This window comes from Streptomyces sp. RLA012, from assembly GCF_056270325.1.
The window spans coordinates 3,494,816-3,510,807 of sequence record NZ_JBWDPA010000002.1; the positions used below are offsets into that span (position 1 = coordinate 3,494,816).

Annotated in this window: 12 protein-coding genes and 2 pseudogenes; 8 read left to right on the forward strand and 6 right to left on the reverse strand. The window is 70.9% G+C overall.

Going from position 1 to position 15,992, the window contains the following annotated elements; genetic code table 11:
- The first annotated feature begins 121 nt into the window (after nucleotides 1-121).
- Both RV986_RS15815 and RV986_RS15820 read left to right on the forward strand, forming a co-directional pair.
- Nucleotides 122-2,068, forward strand: a complete 1,947-nt coding sequence (locus RV986_RS15815) for a glycoside hydrolase family 97 protein (RefSeq protein ID WP_475918016.1) — start codon at nucleotides 122-124, stop codon at nucleotides 2,066-2,068.
- 157 nt (nucleotides 2,069-2,225) lie between these two features.
- Entirely contained in the window at nucleotides 2,226-2,432 is a 207-nt protein-coding gene (locus RV986_RS15820) for a DUF5988 family protein (protein WP_475918017.1), read from the forward strand.
- Between the two features lie 31 nt (nucleotides 2,433-2,463).
- Here RV986_RS15820 and RV986_RS15825 read toward each other — a convergent pair whose 3' ends face one another.
- The 3 genes from RV986_RS15825 to RV986_RS15835 all read right to left on the reverse strand — a co-directional run bounded on the left by RV986_RS15825 (nucleotide 2,464) and on the right by RV986_RS15835 (nucleotide 6,067).
- The gene (locus tag RV986_RS15825) at nucleotides 2,464-3,339 is read right to left on the reverse strand and encodes an alpha/beta fold hydrolase (protein ID WP_475918018.1); all 876 of its coding nucleotides are present in this window, start codon (nucleotides 3,337-3,339) and stop codon (nucleotides 2,464-2,466) included.
- A 111-nt stretch (nucleotides 3,340-3,450) separates the two neighbouring features.
- On the reverse strand, nucleotides 3,451-5,091 hold the full coding sequence (gene pruA / locus RV986_RS15830; protein WP_475918019.1) for an L-glutamate gamma-semialdehyde dehydrogenase: 1,641 nt from the start codon (nucleotides 5,089-5,091) through the stop codon (nucleotides 3,451-3,453).
- Between the two features lie 49 nt (nucleotides 5,092-5,140).
- Nucleotides 5,141-6,067, reverse strand: coding sequence for a proline dehydrogenase family protein (locus RV986_RS15835; RefSeq protein ID WP_475918020.1), 927 nt, complete (start codon nucleotides 6,065-6,067; stop codon nucleotides 5,141-5,143).
- Nucleotides 6,068-6,248: 181 nt separating this feature from the next.
- On the opposite strand from RV986_RS15835, the gene RV986_RS15840 reads away from it, so the two are divergent.
- Together RV986_RS15840 and RV986_RS15845 are read left to right on the forward strand one after the other, a co-directional pair.
- Nucleotides 6,249-7,568 (forward strand): PucR family transcriptional regulator, encoded by a 1,320-nt coding sequence (locus RV986_RS15840; RefSeq protein WP_475918021.1) that lies wholly within the window; start codon nucleotides 6,249-6,251, stop codon nucleotides 7,566-7,568.
- Between the two features lie 95 nt (nucleotides 7,569-7,663).
- Nucleotides 7,664-8,908, forward strand: coding sequence for a winged helix-turn-helix domain-containing protein (locus RV986_RS15845; protein ID WP_475918022.1), 1,245 nt, complete (start codon nucleotides 7,664-7,666; stop codon nucleotides 8,906-8,908).
- Between the two features lie 84 nt (nucleotides 8,909-8,992).
- On the opposite strand, the gene RV986_RS15850 is transcribed toward RV986_RS15845, so the two are convergent.
- Nucleotides 8,993-9,694, reverse strand: coding sequence for a transposase (locus RV986_RS15850; protein ID WP_475918023.1), 702 nt, complete (start codon nucleotides 9,692-9,694; stop codon nucleotides 8,993-8,995).
- 18 nt (nucleotides 9,695-9,712) lie between these two features.
- Between RV986_RS15850 and RV986_RS15855 the strand changes: the two are divergent.
- A pseudogene (locus RV986_RS15855) lies at nucleotides 9,713-10,390 on the forward strand (IS3 family transposase); the annotation flags it as partial.
- Between the two features lie 429 nt (nucleotides 10,391-10,819).
- Nucleotides 10,820-10,942: pseudogene (locus tag RV986_RS15860) on the forward strand (IS5/IS1182 family transposase); the annotation flags it as partial.
- A 15-nt stretch (nucleotides 10,943-10,957) separates the two neighbouring features.
- Here the strand turns inward: RV986_RS15860 and pdxR are convergent.
- Nucleotides 10,958-12,388, reverse strand: coding sequence for a MocR-like pyridoxine biosynthesis transcription factor PdxR (pdxR, locus tag RV986_RS15865; protein ID WP_475918024.1), 1,431 nt, complete (start codon nucleotides 12,386-12,388; stop codon nucleotides 10,958-10,960).
- 47 nt (nucleotides 12,389-12,435) lie between these two features.
- Here pdxR and RV986_RS15870 point away from each other — a divergent pair, with 47 nt between their 5' ends.
- Complete coding sequence (locus RV986_RS15870) at nucleotides 12,436-13,632, forward strand: MFS transporter (RefSeq protein ID WP_475918025.1); 1,197 nt, start codon at nucleotides 12,436-12,438, stop codon at nucleotides 13,630-13,632.
- Between the two features lie 4 nt (nucleotides 13,633-13,636).
- Here the strand turns inward: RV986_RS15870 and RV986_RS15875 are convergent, their stop codons facing one another.
- Nucleotides 13,637-14,224, reverse strand: coding sequence for a TetR/AcrR family transcriptional regulator (locus RV986_RS15875; RefSeq protein WP_475918026.1), 588 nt, complete (start codon nucleotides 14,222-14,224; stop codon nucleotides 13,637-13,639).
- A 97-nt stretch (nucleotides 14,225-14,321) separates the two neighbouring features.
- Here RV986_RS15875 and RV986_RS15880 point away from each other — a divergent pair, with 97 nt between their 5' ends.
- Nucleotides 14,322-15,890, forward strand: a complete 1,569-nt coding sequence (locus tag RV986_RS15880) for an MFS transporter (protein ID WP_475918027.1) — start codon at nucleotides 14,322-14,324, stop codon at nucleotides 15,888-15,890.
- Nucleotides 15,891-15,992: the final 102 nt, after the last annotated feature.

Genomic DNA, 15,992 nt, shown 5'->3' on the forward strand with positions numbered 1-15,992 from the left:
CCATCGACCGATGATTGATCCCATCTCTGATCTCATGCCTGATCCGTCCTATGCCTTGACAGTCCCATTGGGCACCTTCACTCTCACAATCATCGGATGACTGCGAGAGGAAGGGTTCTCCATGTCGGTCCAATTACGGGCCCGCACCATCGTGTTGACGCTCTGTTCCACGCTGCTCGCCACGGCGGTGGCGGCGCTCCCGGCCCGCGCCGAGGTGACGGCAAGGGCCTCCTGGGACGTGAAGGGGCCGCACGGTTCCCCGACCGCGACCGTCGCCCTCGACCCCGCCGACGGGCATCCCACGCTCGCCGTCGGACGCGAGGGCAGAACGGTCCTCGAACCCTCCCCGGTCGGCCTGGTCACCGAACAGACGGACTTCTCCCGGGGGTTGACCTTCGCCGGACGCTCCGACCGCACGATCACCGAGCACTACACGAGCCCGACCGGCAAGTCCCGCGAGCGCGTCGTGCGGATGGCCGAGGCCCGTTTCCGCTTCCGCACCGCCGACGGTGCCCGGATCGACCTGGTGACGCGGGTCGCCCGGGACGGCGTCGCCTACCGCTACGTCCTGCCGCGAAACCACGGCGACGTGCTGCGCGAAGCCTCCGCCTTCACTCTCCCCACCGGCGCCAACGCCCTCCTCGGCGGCTACCGCGCGGACAACGAGCTCCGCTTCACCCGCTACGACTCCGCGGCGTCGGCACCGGCGGGCGCGTACATGATGCAGGGGCTGTTCCGGACGGACGCTGCCGCCGCCGAGGCAGTGGGCGAAGGCGGCGACTACGCGCTCATCGCCGAGTCGGCCGTCAACGGCGGCTACGCGGGCGCCCACTTGACGCACCAGGCGGACTCGTCGACGTACGGGCTGAGCCTGTGGAACGACGAGCCGGTCGAGACGAGCGGCTCCGGCCCGCTCACCACCCCCTGGCGCGCGATCGTCACCGGCGATCTCGCGACCGTCACCCAGTCGACCTTCATCGACGACCTCGCTCCGGCGTCCCGGGTCCGTGACACCTCATGGATCAAGCCCGGTCCGGCCCTGTGGACCTGGCTGGCCGGCGGCAAGGAGGCGGGGCAGAGTCTGGCCGCGCAGGAGAAGTACGTGGACTACGCGGCCGAGCGCGGATGGCCGTACGAAGTGGTCGACGCGGGCTGGTACTTCAAGAGCGATGCCTGGGACGTGATCGACCCCGAGTGGCAGACGGACAGCTGGATGCCCGAGCTGGTGCGCTACGCGGCGGCCAAGGGCGTGGGCATCCACGTCTGGCTGCACTACAGCCTGCTGACCGATCCCGTCGAACGGGAGAAGTGGCTTTCCACGCTGTCGCGTTGGGGCGTCAAGGGCGTGAAGATCGACTTCATGGACTCGGAGTCCCAGGAGCGCATGCGCTGGTACGACGACGTACTGGAGTCCACGGGCCGCCATCACCTCATGGTGAACTTCCACGGCTCGACGATCCCCAAGGGCATCCAGCGCACCTGGCCGCAGGTCATGACGATGGAGGGCGTCGGAGGCGAGGAGAAGCGCAACAACACCCCGGAGCAGTTGGCCTCGCTCCCCTTCACCCGCAACGTCATCGGCTCCATGGACTTCACCCCGGGCGCCTTCCACCGCCCCTACCGCCCCAACGTCGCCTCGGACGCGGGTGAGTTGGGGCTGACGGTCCTCTACGAGTCGGGCATCCAGAACCTCTCCGGAACCCCCGAGTCGTACGACGCCCGGCCCGAGGCCCGCCACTACCTGGAGCAGCTTCCCGCCCGCTGGGAGGAGACCCGGCTGCTGACCGGCGACCCGGGCCGCTCGGCGGTCCTCGCCCGGCGCGCGGCCGACGGCCGGTGGTTCATCGGCGGTACGTTCGCGGGCGCGGCCCGCACGGTCGACGTGCCCCTGCGGCTGGGCGCGGGCCGCTGGCTGGTGGAGACGCTGACGGACGGCCCGGCGGGGCTGGTGCGCCGGACACAGGTCGTACGGGGCGGGGGCTCGCTGGCCGTACCGGTGGTGGCGGACGGCGGCTTCGCCGCGCTCGCCTGCCGTGCGCACCCGGGCCGCACGACCTGCGAGAACTGACCCACCGGAGCGACCCACCCCTCCTCTGACCCCAAACGGGGGTCAGAGGAGCCGCTCACGCACGACGACGGCCGACGGCTGAGAAGCGGATCGCCCACACGACTGATCCTCCGCGTGGCATGCGACATCGGGGACCGCCGAGGGGAACGGTGACGTCATGAGCGACACGACCAAAGCACTGCTTGAGGGCGGCCCGGATGATCTGCCCGAACGGATCGTCCCGGCCCCGCCCCCTGGAACAGACGTGAAGATCGAGTTGCGCGGCGGATACGAACACTTCAGGGCGACCCCACGGCACGCGGACACGCCGGAGGGCAGGCTGCCCGTGTACGAGTGGTGGGAGCGGACGGAGTTCGCCGGATAACGCCGCGTCCGCCGCGGCGAGGGACGGCGGATCACCGCAACGCCGCCGTCACGGCCTCCCGGAAGCCCGTCGGGTCCTCGACCCACGGCAGATGCCCGGCCTCCGGCAGGATCACCCGGCGCACCCGGGGCAGGGCCTCCACCAGCGAGTCCACCGCCGAGCGCGGCCGGATGTCCCGGTCCCCGTCCACGACGGCCACGGGCAGGTCGAGCTGCCGGCAGGCGGCGTACAGCTCCGGGGTGCCCCAGTCCCTCCTCCGCTCCGCGTTGAAGGCCTTGTTGCACTCGATGTTGATGTCGAACCAGGGCTCGACCATGCGTACGGCGTGCTCCAGATCCCGTTCGCGGTCCACGAACTCGACGGACCACTGCAGCGCGGCGCGCTCCCGCTCCTCCGCCTCGGACCGGTCCGGACGATCCGTCACCGCACGCCAGCGGGCCAGCCGTTCGGGGCGCTCGCCCAGCCGGGCGAGGAAGTTCTCCTGAAAGCCGCCGTACCAGTCGGAGTCCGGCCCGATCCCCGTACCGCTCACATAGACCAGTGCGCTCACCCGCTCCGGGTGCGCCAGCGCATAGCTCAGCACCAGTTGCGCGCCCCACGAGTGGCCGAGCAGGGCCATCCGCTCCAGTCCGAAGTGCCGCCGTACGGCGTCCAGGTCGGCCACGAACCGCTCACTCGTCCATGGCCCGTCGCACCGCTCCGAGCGCCCGCAGCCGCGCTGGTCCCAGCGGTGGACGGCGGCCCGGTCCGCCAGTAACCCGGTCACGTCCTCGAACATGTCCCACAGTCCGGGCCCGCCGTGGCACAGCACCAGCGGTGCGCCCCCTCCCGACCGCTGCGCCCACAGCCGTACCCCGTCATCGGCCGTGACGGTCACCGTCTCTTCGCCTTCTCCGCTCCGTGTCATGAGGGAAGTCTGGTTCATGTCATGAGGGAAGTCCGGCGGGTGCGGACGCACACCGGGCCAGGTCGCCGCCCTCGGGGGACGGCTTCCTGGCCCGGTGTGCGCGACGGGGTGTCAGCCCATGTGCGGGTACGTGTAGTCGGTCGGCGGGACCAGGGTCTCCTTGATGGCGCGGGTCAGGGTCCAGCGCATCAGGTTCTGCGGCGCGCCCGCCTTGTCGTTGGTGCCGGAGGAGCGACCGCCGCCGAAGGGCTGCTGGCCGACGACGGCACCGGTCGACTTGTCGTTGATGTAGAAGTTGCCCGCGGCGTAGCGGAGCTTCTCCATCGTGTACGCGGCCGCCGCGCGGTCGCCCGAGACGACCGAGCCGGTCAGCGCGTAGTCGGACGCCGACTCCATCTGGGTCAGCATGTCGTCGTAGCCCTCGTCGGTCTCGTCCTCGTACACGTGCACGGCGAGGAACGGACCGAAGTACTCCGTCTTGAAGACCTCGCTCGAAGGGTCCGAGCACTCCACGACGGTCGGGCGCACGAAGTAGCCGACCGAGTCGTCGTACGAGCCGCCCGCGACGATCGTGCAGGTCGGGTCGGCCTTCGCACGGTCGATGGCCGCCTTGTTCTTGGCGAACGCGCGCTCGTCGATGACCGCGCCGACGAAGTTCGCCAGGTCGGTGACGTCACCCATGGTCAGGTAGTCGACCTCGGCCGCGAACTCCTCCTTGAACCCGGAGTTCCAGATGGAGGCCGGGATGTAGGCGCGGGAGGTGGCGGAGCACTTCTGGCCCTGGTACTCGAAGGCACCGCGGGTCAGCGCCGTCTTGAGGACCGCGCGGTCGGCGCTGGGGTGCGCGACCAGGAAGTCCTTGCCGCCGGTCTCGCCGACCAGGCGCGGGTACGAGCGGTACTTCTCGATGTTGGCGCCGACCGTCTTCCACAGGTACTGGAAGGTCTTGGTCGACCCGGTGAAGTGGATGCCCGCGAGATCGCGGTGCTCCAGGGCGACCTTGGAGACCTCGATGCCGTCGCCGGTGACGAGGTTGATGACGCCCTTGGGGAGACCCGCCTCCTCCAGGAGCCGCATCAGCAGCACGGCGGCGTGGGTCTGGGTCGGGGACGGCTTCCAGACGACGACGTTGCCCATCAGCGCGGGCGCGGTCGGCAGATTGCCCGCGATCGCCGAGAAGTTGAACGGCGTGATCGCGTAGACGAAGCCTTCGAGCGGGCGGTGGTCGAGGCGGTTCCAGACGCCCGGCGAGTTGGCCGGGGGCTGCTCGGCGAGGATCTGGCGGGCGTAGGCGACATTGAAGCGCCAGAAGTCGACCAGCTCGCACGGACAGTCGATCTCCGCCTGCTGGGCGGTCTTCGACTGGCCGAGCATGGTGGAGGCGGCCAGCGTCTCGCGCCAGGGGCCGGCCAGCAGCTCGGCGGCGCGCAGGATGATCGCGGCGCGGTCGTCGAAGGACATCGCGCGCCAGGCGGGCGCGGCGGCGAGGGCCGCGTCGACGGCGTCCCGCGCGTCCTGCTGGGTGGCGTGCGCACCGGTGCCGATGACGGCCTTGTGGTTGTGCGGCTGCACGACCTCGAAGCGCTCACCGCCGCCGAGCCGCTTCTCGCCGCCGATGGTCATCGACAGCTCGATCGGGTTCTCGGCCAGCTCCTTGAGCTTGGCCTCCAGGCGGGCGCGCTCGGGCGAACCGGGGGCGTAGCCGTGCACCGGCTCGTTGACGGGGGTGGGGACCTGGGTCACAGCGTCCATGGTTTCCGTAACTCCTTTGTGAGCGGGTGGTTCGGGCTCGGCCGGTGGTTCAGCCCTTGGTGAGGATCGAGCGGGCGAAGAACAGCAGGTTGGCCGGCTTCTCGGCCAGGCGGCGCATGAAGTAGCCGTACCAGTCGGTGCCGTACGCGGTGTAGACGCGCATGCGGTGACCCTCGGCGGCGAGCCGCAGGTGCTCCTCGCCACGGATGCCGTACAGCATCTGGAACTCGTACTCGTCCAGCTTGCGCCCGGCCCTGCGCGCCAGCTCCTGCGCGATGGAGATGAGCCGGGGGTCGTGGGAGCCGATCATCGGGTACCCGTCGCCCTCCATCAGGACGCGCAGGACACGGACGTACGCCTTGTCGGTCTCGGCCTTGTCCTGGTACGCGACCTCGGCGGGCTCCTTGTACGCGCCCTTCACCAGGCGGACGCGGCTGCCGCTCGCGGCGAGGCGGCGGGCGTCGGCCTCGGTGCGGTACAGGTAGGCCTGGATGACACACCCTGTCTGCGGGAAGTCCTTCCGCAGCTCCTCGTGGATGGCGAACATCGAGTCGAGGGTGGTGTGGTCCTCGGCGTCCAGGGTGACCGTCGTACCGATGGCGGCGGCGGCCTCGACGACCGGGCGGACATTGGCGAGCGCCAGCTCATGACCGCCTTCCAGCGCCTGGCCGAACATCGACAGCTTGACGGACATCTCGGCCTGGGTACCGAGGTCCAGTTCCTTGAGGTGCTCGATGAGCTCCAGGTACGCGTCCCGGGCGGCGAAGGCCTGCGCACGGGTGGTGATGTCCTCGCCGACGACGTCGAGGGTGACCGCGAGCCCCTTGGCGACGGCGTCCTGGACGACCGGGACGACCTGGTCGACGCTCTCACCGGCGATGAAGCGGGCGACCACCTGCTTGGTGCCGGGGGCCGCCGACACGAAGCGTCGCATCCGGTCGCTGCGCGACGCGGCCAGAATCACGGGACCCAGCACGGGGCACCTCCACAACAAGGCGAGCAGAAGGCCGTATCCCGACCATTCGGGTACGACACGGGGAACCACCGTGAAACCTAAGGATCCCTCCGATCCTTAGCCATCGACAGCTGTCACGCATCCGTGCCCTGGATCTCAGACAGATGTATGAAGACCTGCGGATTTACGGGAGAATGCCCGGGTGAGCGACGAATACAGAGATCGCAGGGATCACAGGGACCACAGGGACCACAGGGACCACAGAGGTGACCGCGGCGGCTATCAGGAGCTGGTCGACGAGATCTCGGCGCTCCTCGGCGTGCCCGCGACGCTGGAGAACCGGGACTTCGAGCTGATCGCCTTCGGCGCCTACGACAGCGAGGGCGAACTCGACACGTCGGCGCTCGACCCCGTACGGACCCGTTCGATCCTCACGCGCCGCTCCACGACGGCGGTCCGCACCTGGTTCGAAGGCTTCGGCATCACGCGCGCGACGGCCCCCGTGCGCATCCCGCCCACCCCCGAGGCGGGCGTGTACCGGGGCCGGATCTGCCTTCCCGTACGCCATCGGGGTGTCGTGCTCGGCTACGTCTGGCTGCTGGACGACGACCCCGGCCCGTCCGAGGCACAGCTGTCCGCCGCGATGCAGGTCGCCGCCCGCATCGGCGACCTGCTCGCGGACGAGGCACAGGCCGGCGCCGACCTCACCCGCGAGCTACGGGCGGTGCTCACCGCCGAGCGCGGCTGGCAGCACGACATGGCGGTGGCCGAACTGCGCACGGCCCTCGGCCCACGCGGCGACGGTCTGCACACGGTGGTATGCGTCGCCCCCTGGCCCTCGGCCGACCCGGACGACGCCCCATCGGTGCGTACGGTGCCGGGCGCGACCGCGCTGTGCACGGTCCCGTGGGGGACGGACGGCCAGAGCCTCGCCCTCCTCGTACGGCTGCGCTCGTCGGACGTACTGACCCCGGCACTCACGGCGGCGGCACGGTTCGTACGCGAGGCGGAAGGAGAGCGCGGGGGCGGCGGGCAGGGGGCGGGGGCGTCCGGAACGGCCAAGGCTGCCGGGACTGCCGGGACCGCCGGGACTGCCGGGACCGCCGGGACGACGGTGGCCGCCGGAGTCGCCGGGGCCCGGGTGGGCCTCGCCGAGCTGGGGGCCGCCTGGCAGGAGGCGTCCGCCGCCGCCCGCGCGGTGCTCGCCGAGCCCCGCCTCGGCCCGGTCGCCGAGTGGTCCTCCATCGGCCCGTTCCGCCTCCTCACCGCCCTCCCCCCAGAGGCCGCCCACGACCCCGCCGTGCGCACACTCCTCTCCCCCGCCCACCGCGAACTCGCCCGCACCGCCGAGGTGTTCCTCGACTGCGCGGGCCAAGCGGGCCGTACGGCGGCAGAGTTGGGCATCCACCGGCAGACGCTCTACTACCGCCTGTCCCGCGTCGAGCAACTGACCGGCCTGGACCTGGACGACGGCGAGGACCGCCTGCTGCTGCACATGGTGTTGAAGGCGGCGCGACTGTAATGCCTGCGCGCGGCGATCAGCCGTAGGGTGTGCCGTCGAAACGCTCGCCACGGGCTCAAGGAGCGGTGCACGAGACAAGGAGTCGGGGACCCGGAATGCCCACACCTCAGCAGAAGTTGACCATCACGCAGGTGGACGCCCGTCGGCTCGCGCTGTCGCGGCCGCGGCTCGCCGGGGTGCGGCCTTCGGCCGACGGGGAGGGGCTGCGGGCCGTTCTGCGGTCGTTGCGCTATCTGCAGCTGGACCCCATCAGCGTCGTGGCGCCGAGTCATGAGCTCGTGGTGTGGAGCCGCCTCGGGGCGGGGACCGGTTCGCATCTCGGCGAGTTGTGGTGGGGGCAGCGGTGGCTGTTCGAGTACTGGGCGCACGCCGCGGCCCTGGTGCTCACGGAGGACTACCCGATCCACCGGGTGTCGATGGACGGCTATCCCCCGAAGAACCTTTCGTTGACCAAGGTCTGGATGGAGGCCAACGAAGGGCTCCTGCAACACATCCTCGCCCGGCTCGCCGAAGGCACCCCGCTGTCCACCGACGCCTTCGAGGACCGCTCGGTCATGGAGTGGCCCTCCAGCGGCTGGACCGCGGGCCGCAACGTCGAGCGGATGCTGACGTTCCTGTGGCTGCAGGGCCGGATCATGGTCGCGGGGCGCGCGGCGGGGCGGCGGTTGTGGGGCCTCCCGGACGCCTGTCTGCCGCCCGGCGCCGACCGGGTCGCGGTGTCGGCGCGGGAGATGGTGACCACGGCCGCGGAGCACACCCTGCGCGCCCTCGGGGTCGCCCGTCCCCTGGACATCAAGCAGTACTTCCTGCGCGGCAAGTACGACGGCCTGGCCGAGGTGCTGCGCGCCCTCACGAGCGAGGGCCGCGTCATACCCGTACGGGTGGAGGGGGCCACCTCCGCCTCCGAGACCTGGTACGTGCACGCCGACGCCATGGCCGACCTGGAGGCGATCCGCGCGGGCGACTGGCAGGGCCGCACCGCGCTGCTCTCCCCCTTCGACAACCTCGTGGGCGACCGGCGGCTGACCGAACGCCTGTGGGGCTTCGCCTTCCGCAACGAGATGTACGTGCCCAAGGCCAAACGGGAGTACGGCTACTACCTGCTGCCGATCCTGCACGAGGACCGCCTGGTCGGCCGCGTCTCGCCCCGCCGTGACCGGGACCGGGGCGTCCTGCTGGTCGAGGGCCTCTACCTGGAGCCCGACGTCAGGCCCACGGTGGCCCTGCGCAACGCCGTCACCGGGCGACTCGCCGACCTGGCGGCCCTCGTGGGGGCCACCGACGTCGAGTACGGCGAGAGGGTGCCGGAACCCTGGCGCGCGGCGCTGCGCCGGTCCTAGGTTCTGTCCGGCCGATCTTGGGCTGTGGGAAGATGCTGTTCATGACTGATGTCCGAAGGGGCCGTGCCGCGTAGAACGCCAGCTTCACTTCGGCCGCGTGAACGCGGCTGGGGACGACCCTGGGTGCGCTATCGCGATGTCCCGAAACTGTCGGGGGCCGCGAATGCGGCCGTCCGCACGCTCGAACGGGAACGTTTGACCCCAGGCATCGTGTCGGTAGCACTGAGCGTCTGGTCTGTCCGCGTCCACGGCACCAAGCGCCGTTGGAGGTGCTGGGAGGCCGAGTTCGCCTGTCCGTGCTGCGGTGAGGGCTGGGCTCGGGACAAGCTGCAAGAAGCTCTGCTCATGCTGCCAGCGAGCGCCGCTGCCGAGCTCCAGGTACAGGTCGAGAGCCTGGATGAGGTGCTGCTCAGGCGAACGCATCACGAGCCCATGGCAGATCCTGAGTTGTCGTGGTGGCATCGCAGATGCTGACCGTGTCGCTGCGGCCTCCAACTGCCGCACCCGCTCGTCCGGATCAGCGGACGGCACCGCCTCCCGAGGCTGGGCGCCCGGCTTCGCAATCGCGGCGGTGATGCCACGGCGTTCGCGGTCCCGCAGCACCCACTCACGCAGGGTCGCCCGGTTGACGCCCAGGTCAGCAGCGATGCTCTTGTAGATCGCCCCGGGTGTGGACTCGTACAGGGCCACGGCATCGGCCTTGAACTCGTCCGAGTAGTCCTTCATCGCCATCGGCGGTCTTCTCGCTTCCTCCGGATCAAGCAGATCCAGTATCAGCGTGTCCACCACTCAGGGGGAGGCCCCGAGCTCCGTGACGAGGGCGAGCGGGTCAACCACAAGCGGGTAGCACGCGTCATGCGGAAGTTCAACATTGTCGGGCTGCACCTGCGCAAGAAGGTCCGCACCACCATCCCCGAACCGGCGGCGACGCCGGTGCCGGACCTGCTGCGGCGCGACTTCACCGCGATCGCACCGAACACCCGGTACGTGGGCGACATAACCTACCTGCCCATCGGAGACGGCCAATTCCTTTACCTCGCAACGGTGTTGGACCTGTGCTCGAAGCGACTGGCGGGCTGGTCGATCGCCGACCACATGCGCACCTCGCTGGTCACCGACGCACTCAAGGCCGCGGCCGCGGTCCGGGGCGCCGGCGGCCTGCGCGGGGCGATCTTCCACAGCGACAACGGGGCGCAATACGCCTCCAAGGAGTTCGCCCAGGTCTGCGAGGACCTCGGCGTGGTCAGGTCGCGCGGTGCGGTGGGCACCAGCGCGGACAACGCCGCCGCGGAATCGCTGAACGCATCCCTGAAACGGGAGACGCTGCAGGGGAAGAAGCGGTGGACCGGGGCGCGCGAGGCCCGGCTCGCGGTCTTCCGCTGGGCGACCCGCTACAACACCCGAAGAAGGCACTCCCGCCTCGGCCAGATCAGCCCGATCGCCTTCGAGCAACGATCAACTACGCTGGCCGCTGCCGCATGACAACCGGTGTCCACGATCAAGGGTCAGGGCCCGGGAGTCGACTGACGGACATAGATCACCGCAAGCCGGTCGCGATGCCACGGCTGGATCTTGCCTTCAATCCGATCCCACGGTGCTGCAGCCGTCGTGCTCACCGAGGTCACCCCCGTCCTGCCCTACCGGGTCCGCCGCGGTCACCATCCGCGCGGCCAGCACTGCCAGCAACCGCACCACGAGGTGACGGTTCAGCTCCGGAACGGCTCCCCACTGCGGAATCTGGGGAGCTCAGCGACGACATGCCCGCCCACTGACCCTCACCACCCTCTTCGTCATCAGCCAGTCGCTCACGCAACTGCCGAACAAAAGCAGCGGTGTTGAGCAGGCCATCAACCACTACGACAGGCCTGTTCCCCGCCTCGGGCTCATCTATGTGGGCATTACGGCTTGCTCCTTGAGCGCGCGATCAACAAGCTCAAGAACTACCGGGCCGTGGCCACCCGATACGACAAGCGCGCCTACGTCTACCTGGGCACCGCGACCGTCGCAGCAACCCTCATCTGGCTCCGCACATGATCGACCGGACAGAACCTAGCCCGCCACGACCCGTCCGGGCCGGGCGAGCAGGTCGCCGATCGTCGCGATGCCTTCTGTGATCGCGCGTTCCCCCACGTCACCGAAGCCCAGGACGAGTTGGGGCGGCGCCGTCGCCCGGTTCGAGCGGCAGGCGCTCATCCCGTACAGGCCGACGGACCGTGCGCGCGCCCCGTCGATGACGGCCCGTTCGGCGGCCGCGTCCGTTCCGGGCAGGTGCGCGACGGCGTGGAACCCGGCCGCGAGACCCGTCAGCCGGACCTCCGGCGCGTGCGCGGCGAGGGCCGTGACCAGGGCCGTACGCCGGGCCGCGTACGTCGTGCGCATGCGCCGCAGATGGCGGTCGTAGCGGCCGGACTCGACGAGGCGGGCGAGGGCGAGCTGGTCGAGGGTCGGAGAACCGTGGTCGGTGCGCAGCTTGGCCGCCGCGATCGGGGCGGCGAGCACGGGCGGGCAGAGCAGCCAGCCGATGCGCAGCGCCGGAGCGAGGGACTTGCTGACGGTGCCGATGGAGACGACCCGGTCGGCGGCCAGTCCGTGCAGGGCGCCGACGGGCTCACGGTCGTAGCGGAACTCCGCGTCGTAGTCGTCCTCGACGACGTACGCGTCCCGCCGCGTCGCCCACTCGATCAGCGCGAGCCGGCGTTCGGGCGCGAGGACGACGCCGGTGGGCCACTGGTGCGCGGGGGTGACGACGACGGCCCGTGCTCCGGTCGCCTCCAGCGCCCGTACGTCGATGCCCCGCTCGTCGACCGGGACGGGCAGCGCCGTCAGACCCGCCGCGGCCGCGGCGGCCGTCACCGCGGCGGGGGCGCCCGGGTCCTCGTACGCCACGGCACGCACCCCCGCCCCGGCCAGACTCTCCAGGACGAGGCCGAGGCCCTGCGCGTAACCGGAGCAGACGACGATCCGCTCGGGGTCGGCCGCGGCGGCACGCACCCGGCTCAGATATCCGGCGACGACCTCGCGCAGCACGTGGCTCCCGCGCGGATCCCCGTAGTCGAGGTCCGCGGTCGGCAGGGCGCGGCCCGCCTCGCGCAGCGCCCAGAGCCAGTCGGAGAGCGGGAAGCCGGTGAGGTCCGGCACGCCGTGCCGGAAGTCGGCGATCAGCCGCTCGGGCGCGCTCCGGTTCGGCGCGGGCGCGGGCGGTACGTGGGCGCACGCCGCGACCCGGGTGGCCGAGCCGACGCGGGTCACGAGGTAGCCCTCGGACTGGAGTTGGGCGTAGCAGTCCTGGACGAGACCTCTCGACAACCCCATGTCGCGGGCGAGTTCACGCGAGGAGGGCAGACGCTCGCCGACGCCGAGGCGTCCCGTGCGGATCGCGTCCCGCAACTGCCGTTCGAGCTGGGCGCGCAACTGCTCACCGCTCTCCCGGTCGACGGACAGGAGCAGTTCGGGTGACAGACCGGCCCACTGCAACGGCATGGAATTGGAGCTTACCGGGGGGCCGCCGGCTGCCTAGCGTCGTTCCCATGACACCGACCACGCCCCGCGTCTCCGCGACGGCTTCGAGGCCCTCTCTCCTCACCCGTCCCCTGCTGCTCCGTTTCGTGAGCATGGTCGGCGCCTCGGTGAGCTTCTTCCTGCTCCTGTCGGTGGTGCCCCGTTACGCGACGGCGTCGGGCGCGGGCCTCGCCACCGGCGCCCTGATGCTCTCCACGGTCCTGGGCGAACTGGCCGCTCCCCGCCTCGTCGCCCGCTACGGCTACCGGGTCGCGCTGATCGCCGGGCTCACCCTGCTCGGCGCTCCCGCGCTGGTCCTGACCGTCTCCGACGGCATGGCGTGGATCGTGACGGTCTGTCTCGTCCGCGGCCTCGGCTTCGCGCTCACGCTCGTGGCGGGCGGCGCGCTCACCGCGTCGCTCATTCCGGCCGAGCGGCGCGGGGAGGGCCTCGCGCTGGTGGGCGTGGTCTCCGGGGTGCCGTCGCTGATCGCGCTGCCGCTCGGCGTGTGGCTCGCGGCGCACGCCGGGTACGGGCCGGTCGCCGTGGCCGCGGGTGTGGCGGCGCTGGCCGCGATCGTCGCCGTACCGGGTCTGCCGGACCGGGAGCCGACGTCCGGGAAAACGGTGGGGGTGCTGGCCGGGCTGCGCACCGGTGGTCTGATGCGGCCCGGGGCCGTCTTCGCGACCACCGCCCTCGCCGCCGGGATCGTCGTCACGTTCCTGCCGCTGGCGGTCCCTGCCGCGTACGGCACGGTCGTCGCCGTGGCCCTCTTCGTGCAGCCGGCCGCGTCGACCGCGGCCCGTTGGGCGGCGGGCCGGTACGGCGACCGGCACGGGCCCGCGCGACTCGTCGTGCCCGGCCTTGTCCTCTCGGCCGGGGGCTTGTCGATCACGGCGGTGACCGGCAGTCCCGTCGCGGTCCTCACCGGGGTCGCGGTCTTCGGCACCGGCTTCGGCATCGCCCAGAACGCCACGCTGACCCTGATGTACGCGCGGGTCCCGGCCTCCGGATACGGCACCGTCACCGCGCTGTGGAACATCGCGTACGACGGTGGCATGGGCGTCGGCGCGGCGGGTTTCGGCATGCTGGCCGGGGTGACGGGGTATCCGTCGGCCTTCGCCGTCACCGCCGTACTGATGCTGGTGGCGCTGATCCCGGCGTGCCGCGACGCCCGGGCCGATCGCGGGTCCGGCACCCCGCCGACCGGAGTCGTGGCCGGGTGACGCCTCAGTCCCGCGCCCTGGTCGCGCCCTCGATCACCCGGCGCAGCCCCTCCGTGAGGTCGTCCGCCGTGGAGGCGCTCGCCGGGTCGAAGAGCCACTGCACCATCAGGCCGTTGAGCAGCGCCTGGTAGAAGCCGCCGAGGGACTGGACGGTGCGCTCGTCGAGCGTCTCCTCGTCCAGGCCCGTGAGCATCGCGACGAGCCCGGACCGTCCCTCGATCTGCGCCTTCGCCATGAGGTCCCGCAGCTCCGGAACCCGCTCCCCCTGCGTCACGATCTCCATGCTGGCGGCCCAGACGGGCCGGAACTCCTCGAAGGACTCCAGCATCCGCGCCCACACGCTGTGGAACCGCTCCACGGAACCCCCGGGCGTGTCCTCGTGCTCCTGGTGAGGGGCGAACTTCTCGCCCCACTCCTGCACCAGCTCCACGAAGGCCTGCGTCAGCAGCGCGTCCTTCGATCCGTAGTGGTAGCCGATGGACGCCAGGTTCGTCCCGGACTCCTTCACGATGTCGCGCGCCGTGGTGCGCACGAACCCCTTCTCCAGCAGGCAGCGCTTGGCGCCTTCGAGCAGATCCTCACGGTGTCCCATGCCGATCAGCGTACCCCCGATACAGACAAACGTCCCAGACGCTTGTTTTAAACAAGCGTACTAGACAAGCGTTTAAGACGTCCGTACAGTCCCTGTCATGACGCACTCGAAGCACTCGACGAGCACCACCCCCGCACCCGGCGGAGGCCGCGCCGGCCGCCGCGAATGGACCGCCCTCGGCGTCCTGATGCTTCCGCTGCTCCTGGTCTCGATGGACGTCTCGGTCCTCTACTTCGCGATCCCCGCGATCAGCGCGGACCTGGAGCCGAGCGGTACCCAGCAGCTGTGGATCTTCGACATCTACGCGTTCGTGCTCGCCGGCCTGCTGATGACCATGGGCTCGCTCGGCGACCGCATAGGCCGCCGCAAGCTGCTCCTCATCGGCGCCGCCGCCTTCGGCACCGCCTCGGTCATCGCCGCCTACGCGGGCAGCGCCGAGATGCTGATCGCGGCCCGCGCGGTCCTCGGCATCGGCGGCGCCACCCTCATGCCGTCGACGATGGCCATCATCCGCACGATGTTCACCGACCCCGGGCAGCGCGCGAAGGCGATCGGACTGTGGTCCGGCGTCATGACCGGCGGCATCGCGCTCGGTTCGGTGATGAGCGGTGTCCTCGTCGAGTACTTCTGGTGGGGCTCGGTCTTCCTCGTCAACCTGCCCGCGATGGTGCTGCTGCTCGTCCTCGGCCCGATCCTGCTCCCCGAGTCGAAGAACCCGGAACCGGGCCGTTTCGACCTGCTCAGCGTGCCGCTGTCGATGGCCGCCGTGCTGCCCGTCATCTACGGCGTGAAGGAAATCCCCTCCGAGGGCTGGACGTTCGAGTACGGCGCCTCGATCGTCGTCGGTCTCGTCTTCGCCGCGCTCTTCGTCCACCGTCAGCGCACCGCGAAATCCCCGCTGATCTCCCCCGAGTTGTTCCGCGGCCGGGGCTTCGCGCCCGCCGTCGTCCTCAACCTGGTCTCCGCGTTCGGGATGATGGGGTCGGCGTACTTCACCACCCAGTACCTGCAGTCCGTGCTCGGCAAGAGCTCCATGGAAGCCGCGCTGTGGTCACTGCTGCCGACGGTCCTGGTCGGGGTCGCCGCGCCGGTCGCCGCGCAACTGGTGCAGAAGGGCGTCCACCGCTCCCACGTCGTCTCCGGCGGCTTCGTCCTCGGCGCGTGCGGCTACGGTCTGCTGGCCTTCACCGGAACCGACTCGATGTGGCTGGTCCTCGCCGGCGCCGGTGTCCTCGCCTCGGGGATCGTCACCGTGATGTCCCAGATGATGGATCTGGCGCTCGGCACCGTCCCCGTCGGCAACGCGGGCGCCGCGTCCTCCCTCCTGGAGACGGGCGCCGAGTTCGGCGGCGCGCTCGGTATGGCGGTCCTCGGCTCCATCGGTACGGCGGTCTACCGCCACGAGATTCCGTCCGGTGCCCCGGCGCCGGCCCGGGAGACCCTCGGCGGCGCGCTGGCGGTCGCCCACCGGTTGCCGGGCGACACGGGCGTCGCGCTGGTACGGGTCGCGCGGGAGGCGTTCACCAGTGGGATGCAGGCGGCGGCGGCCGCGGGGGCGGTGCTGTTGTTGGGGGCGGCGGTGTTGGCGTCCGCGACGTTGTGGCGAGTGCGGGTACGGGAGATCGAGGCCGAGGCCCCGCCCACCACCGAACAGGCTCCCGCCTGACACCGGCCCCACCAGGGCTACCCCCTTGGAACCCCGGCTGTGCGCTCCGACGAAGGGGGGCGGGGTCCGATCGCGCAGTTCCCCGCGCCCCTCAGACGGGGC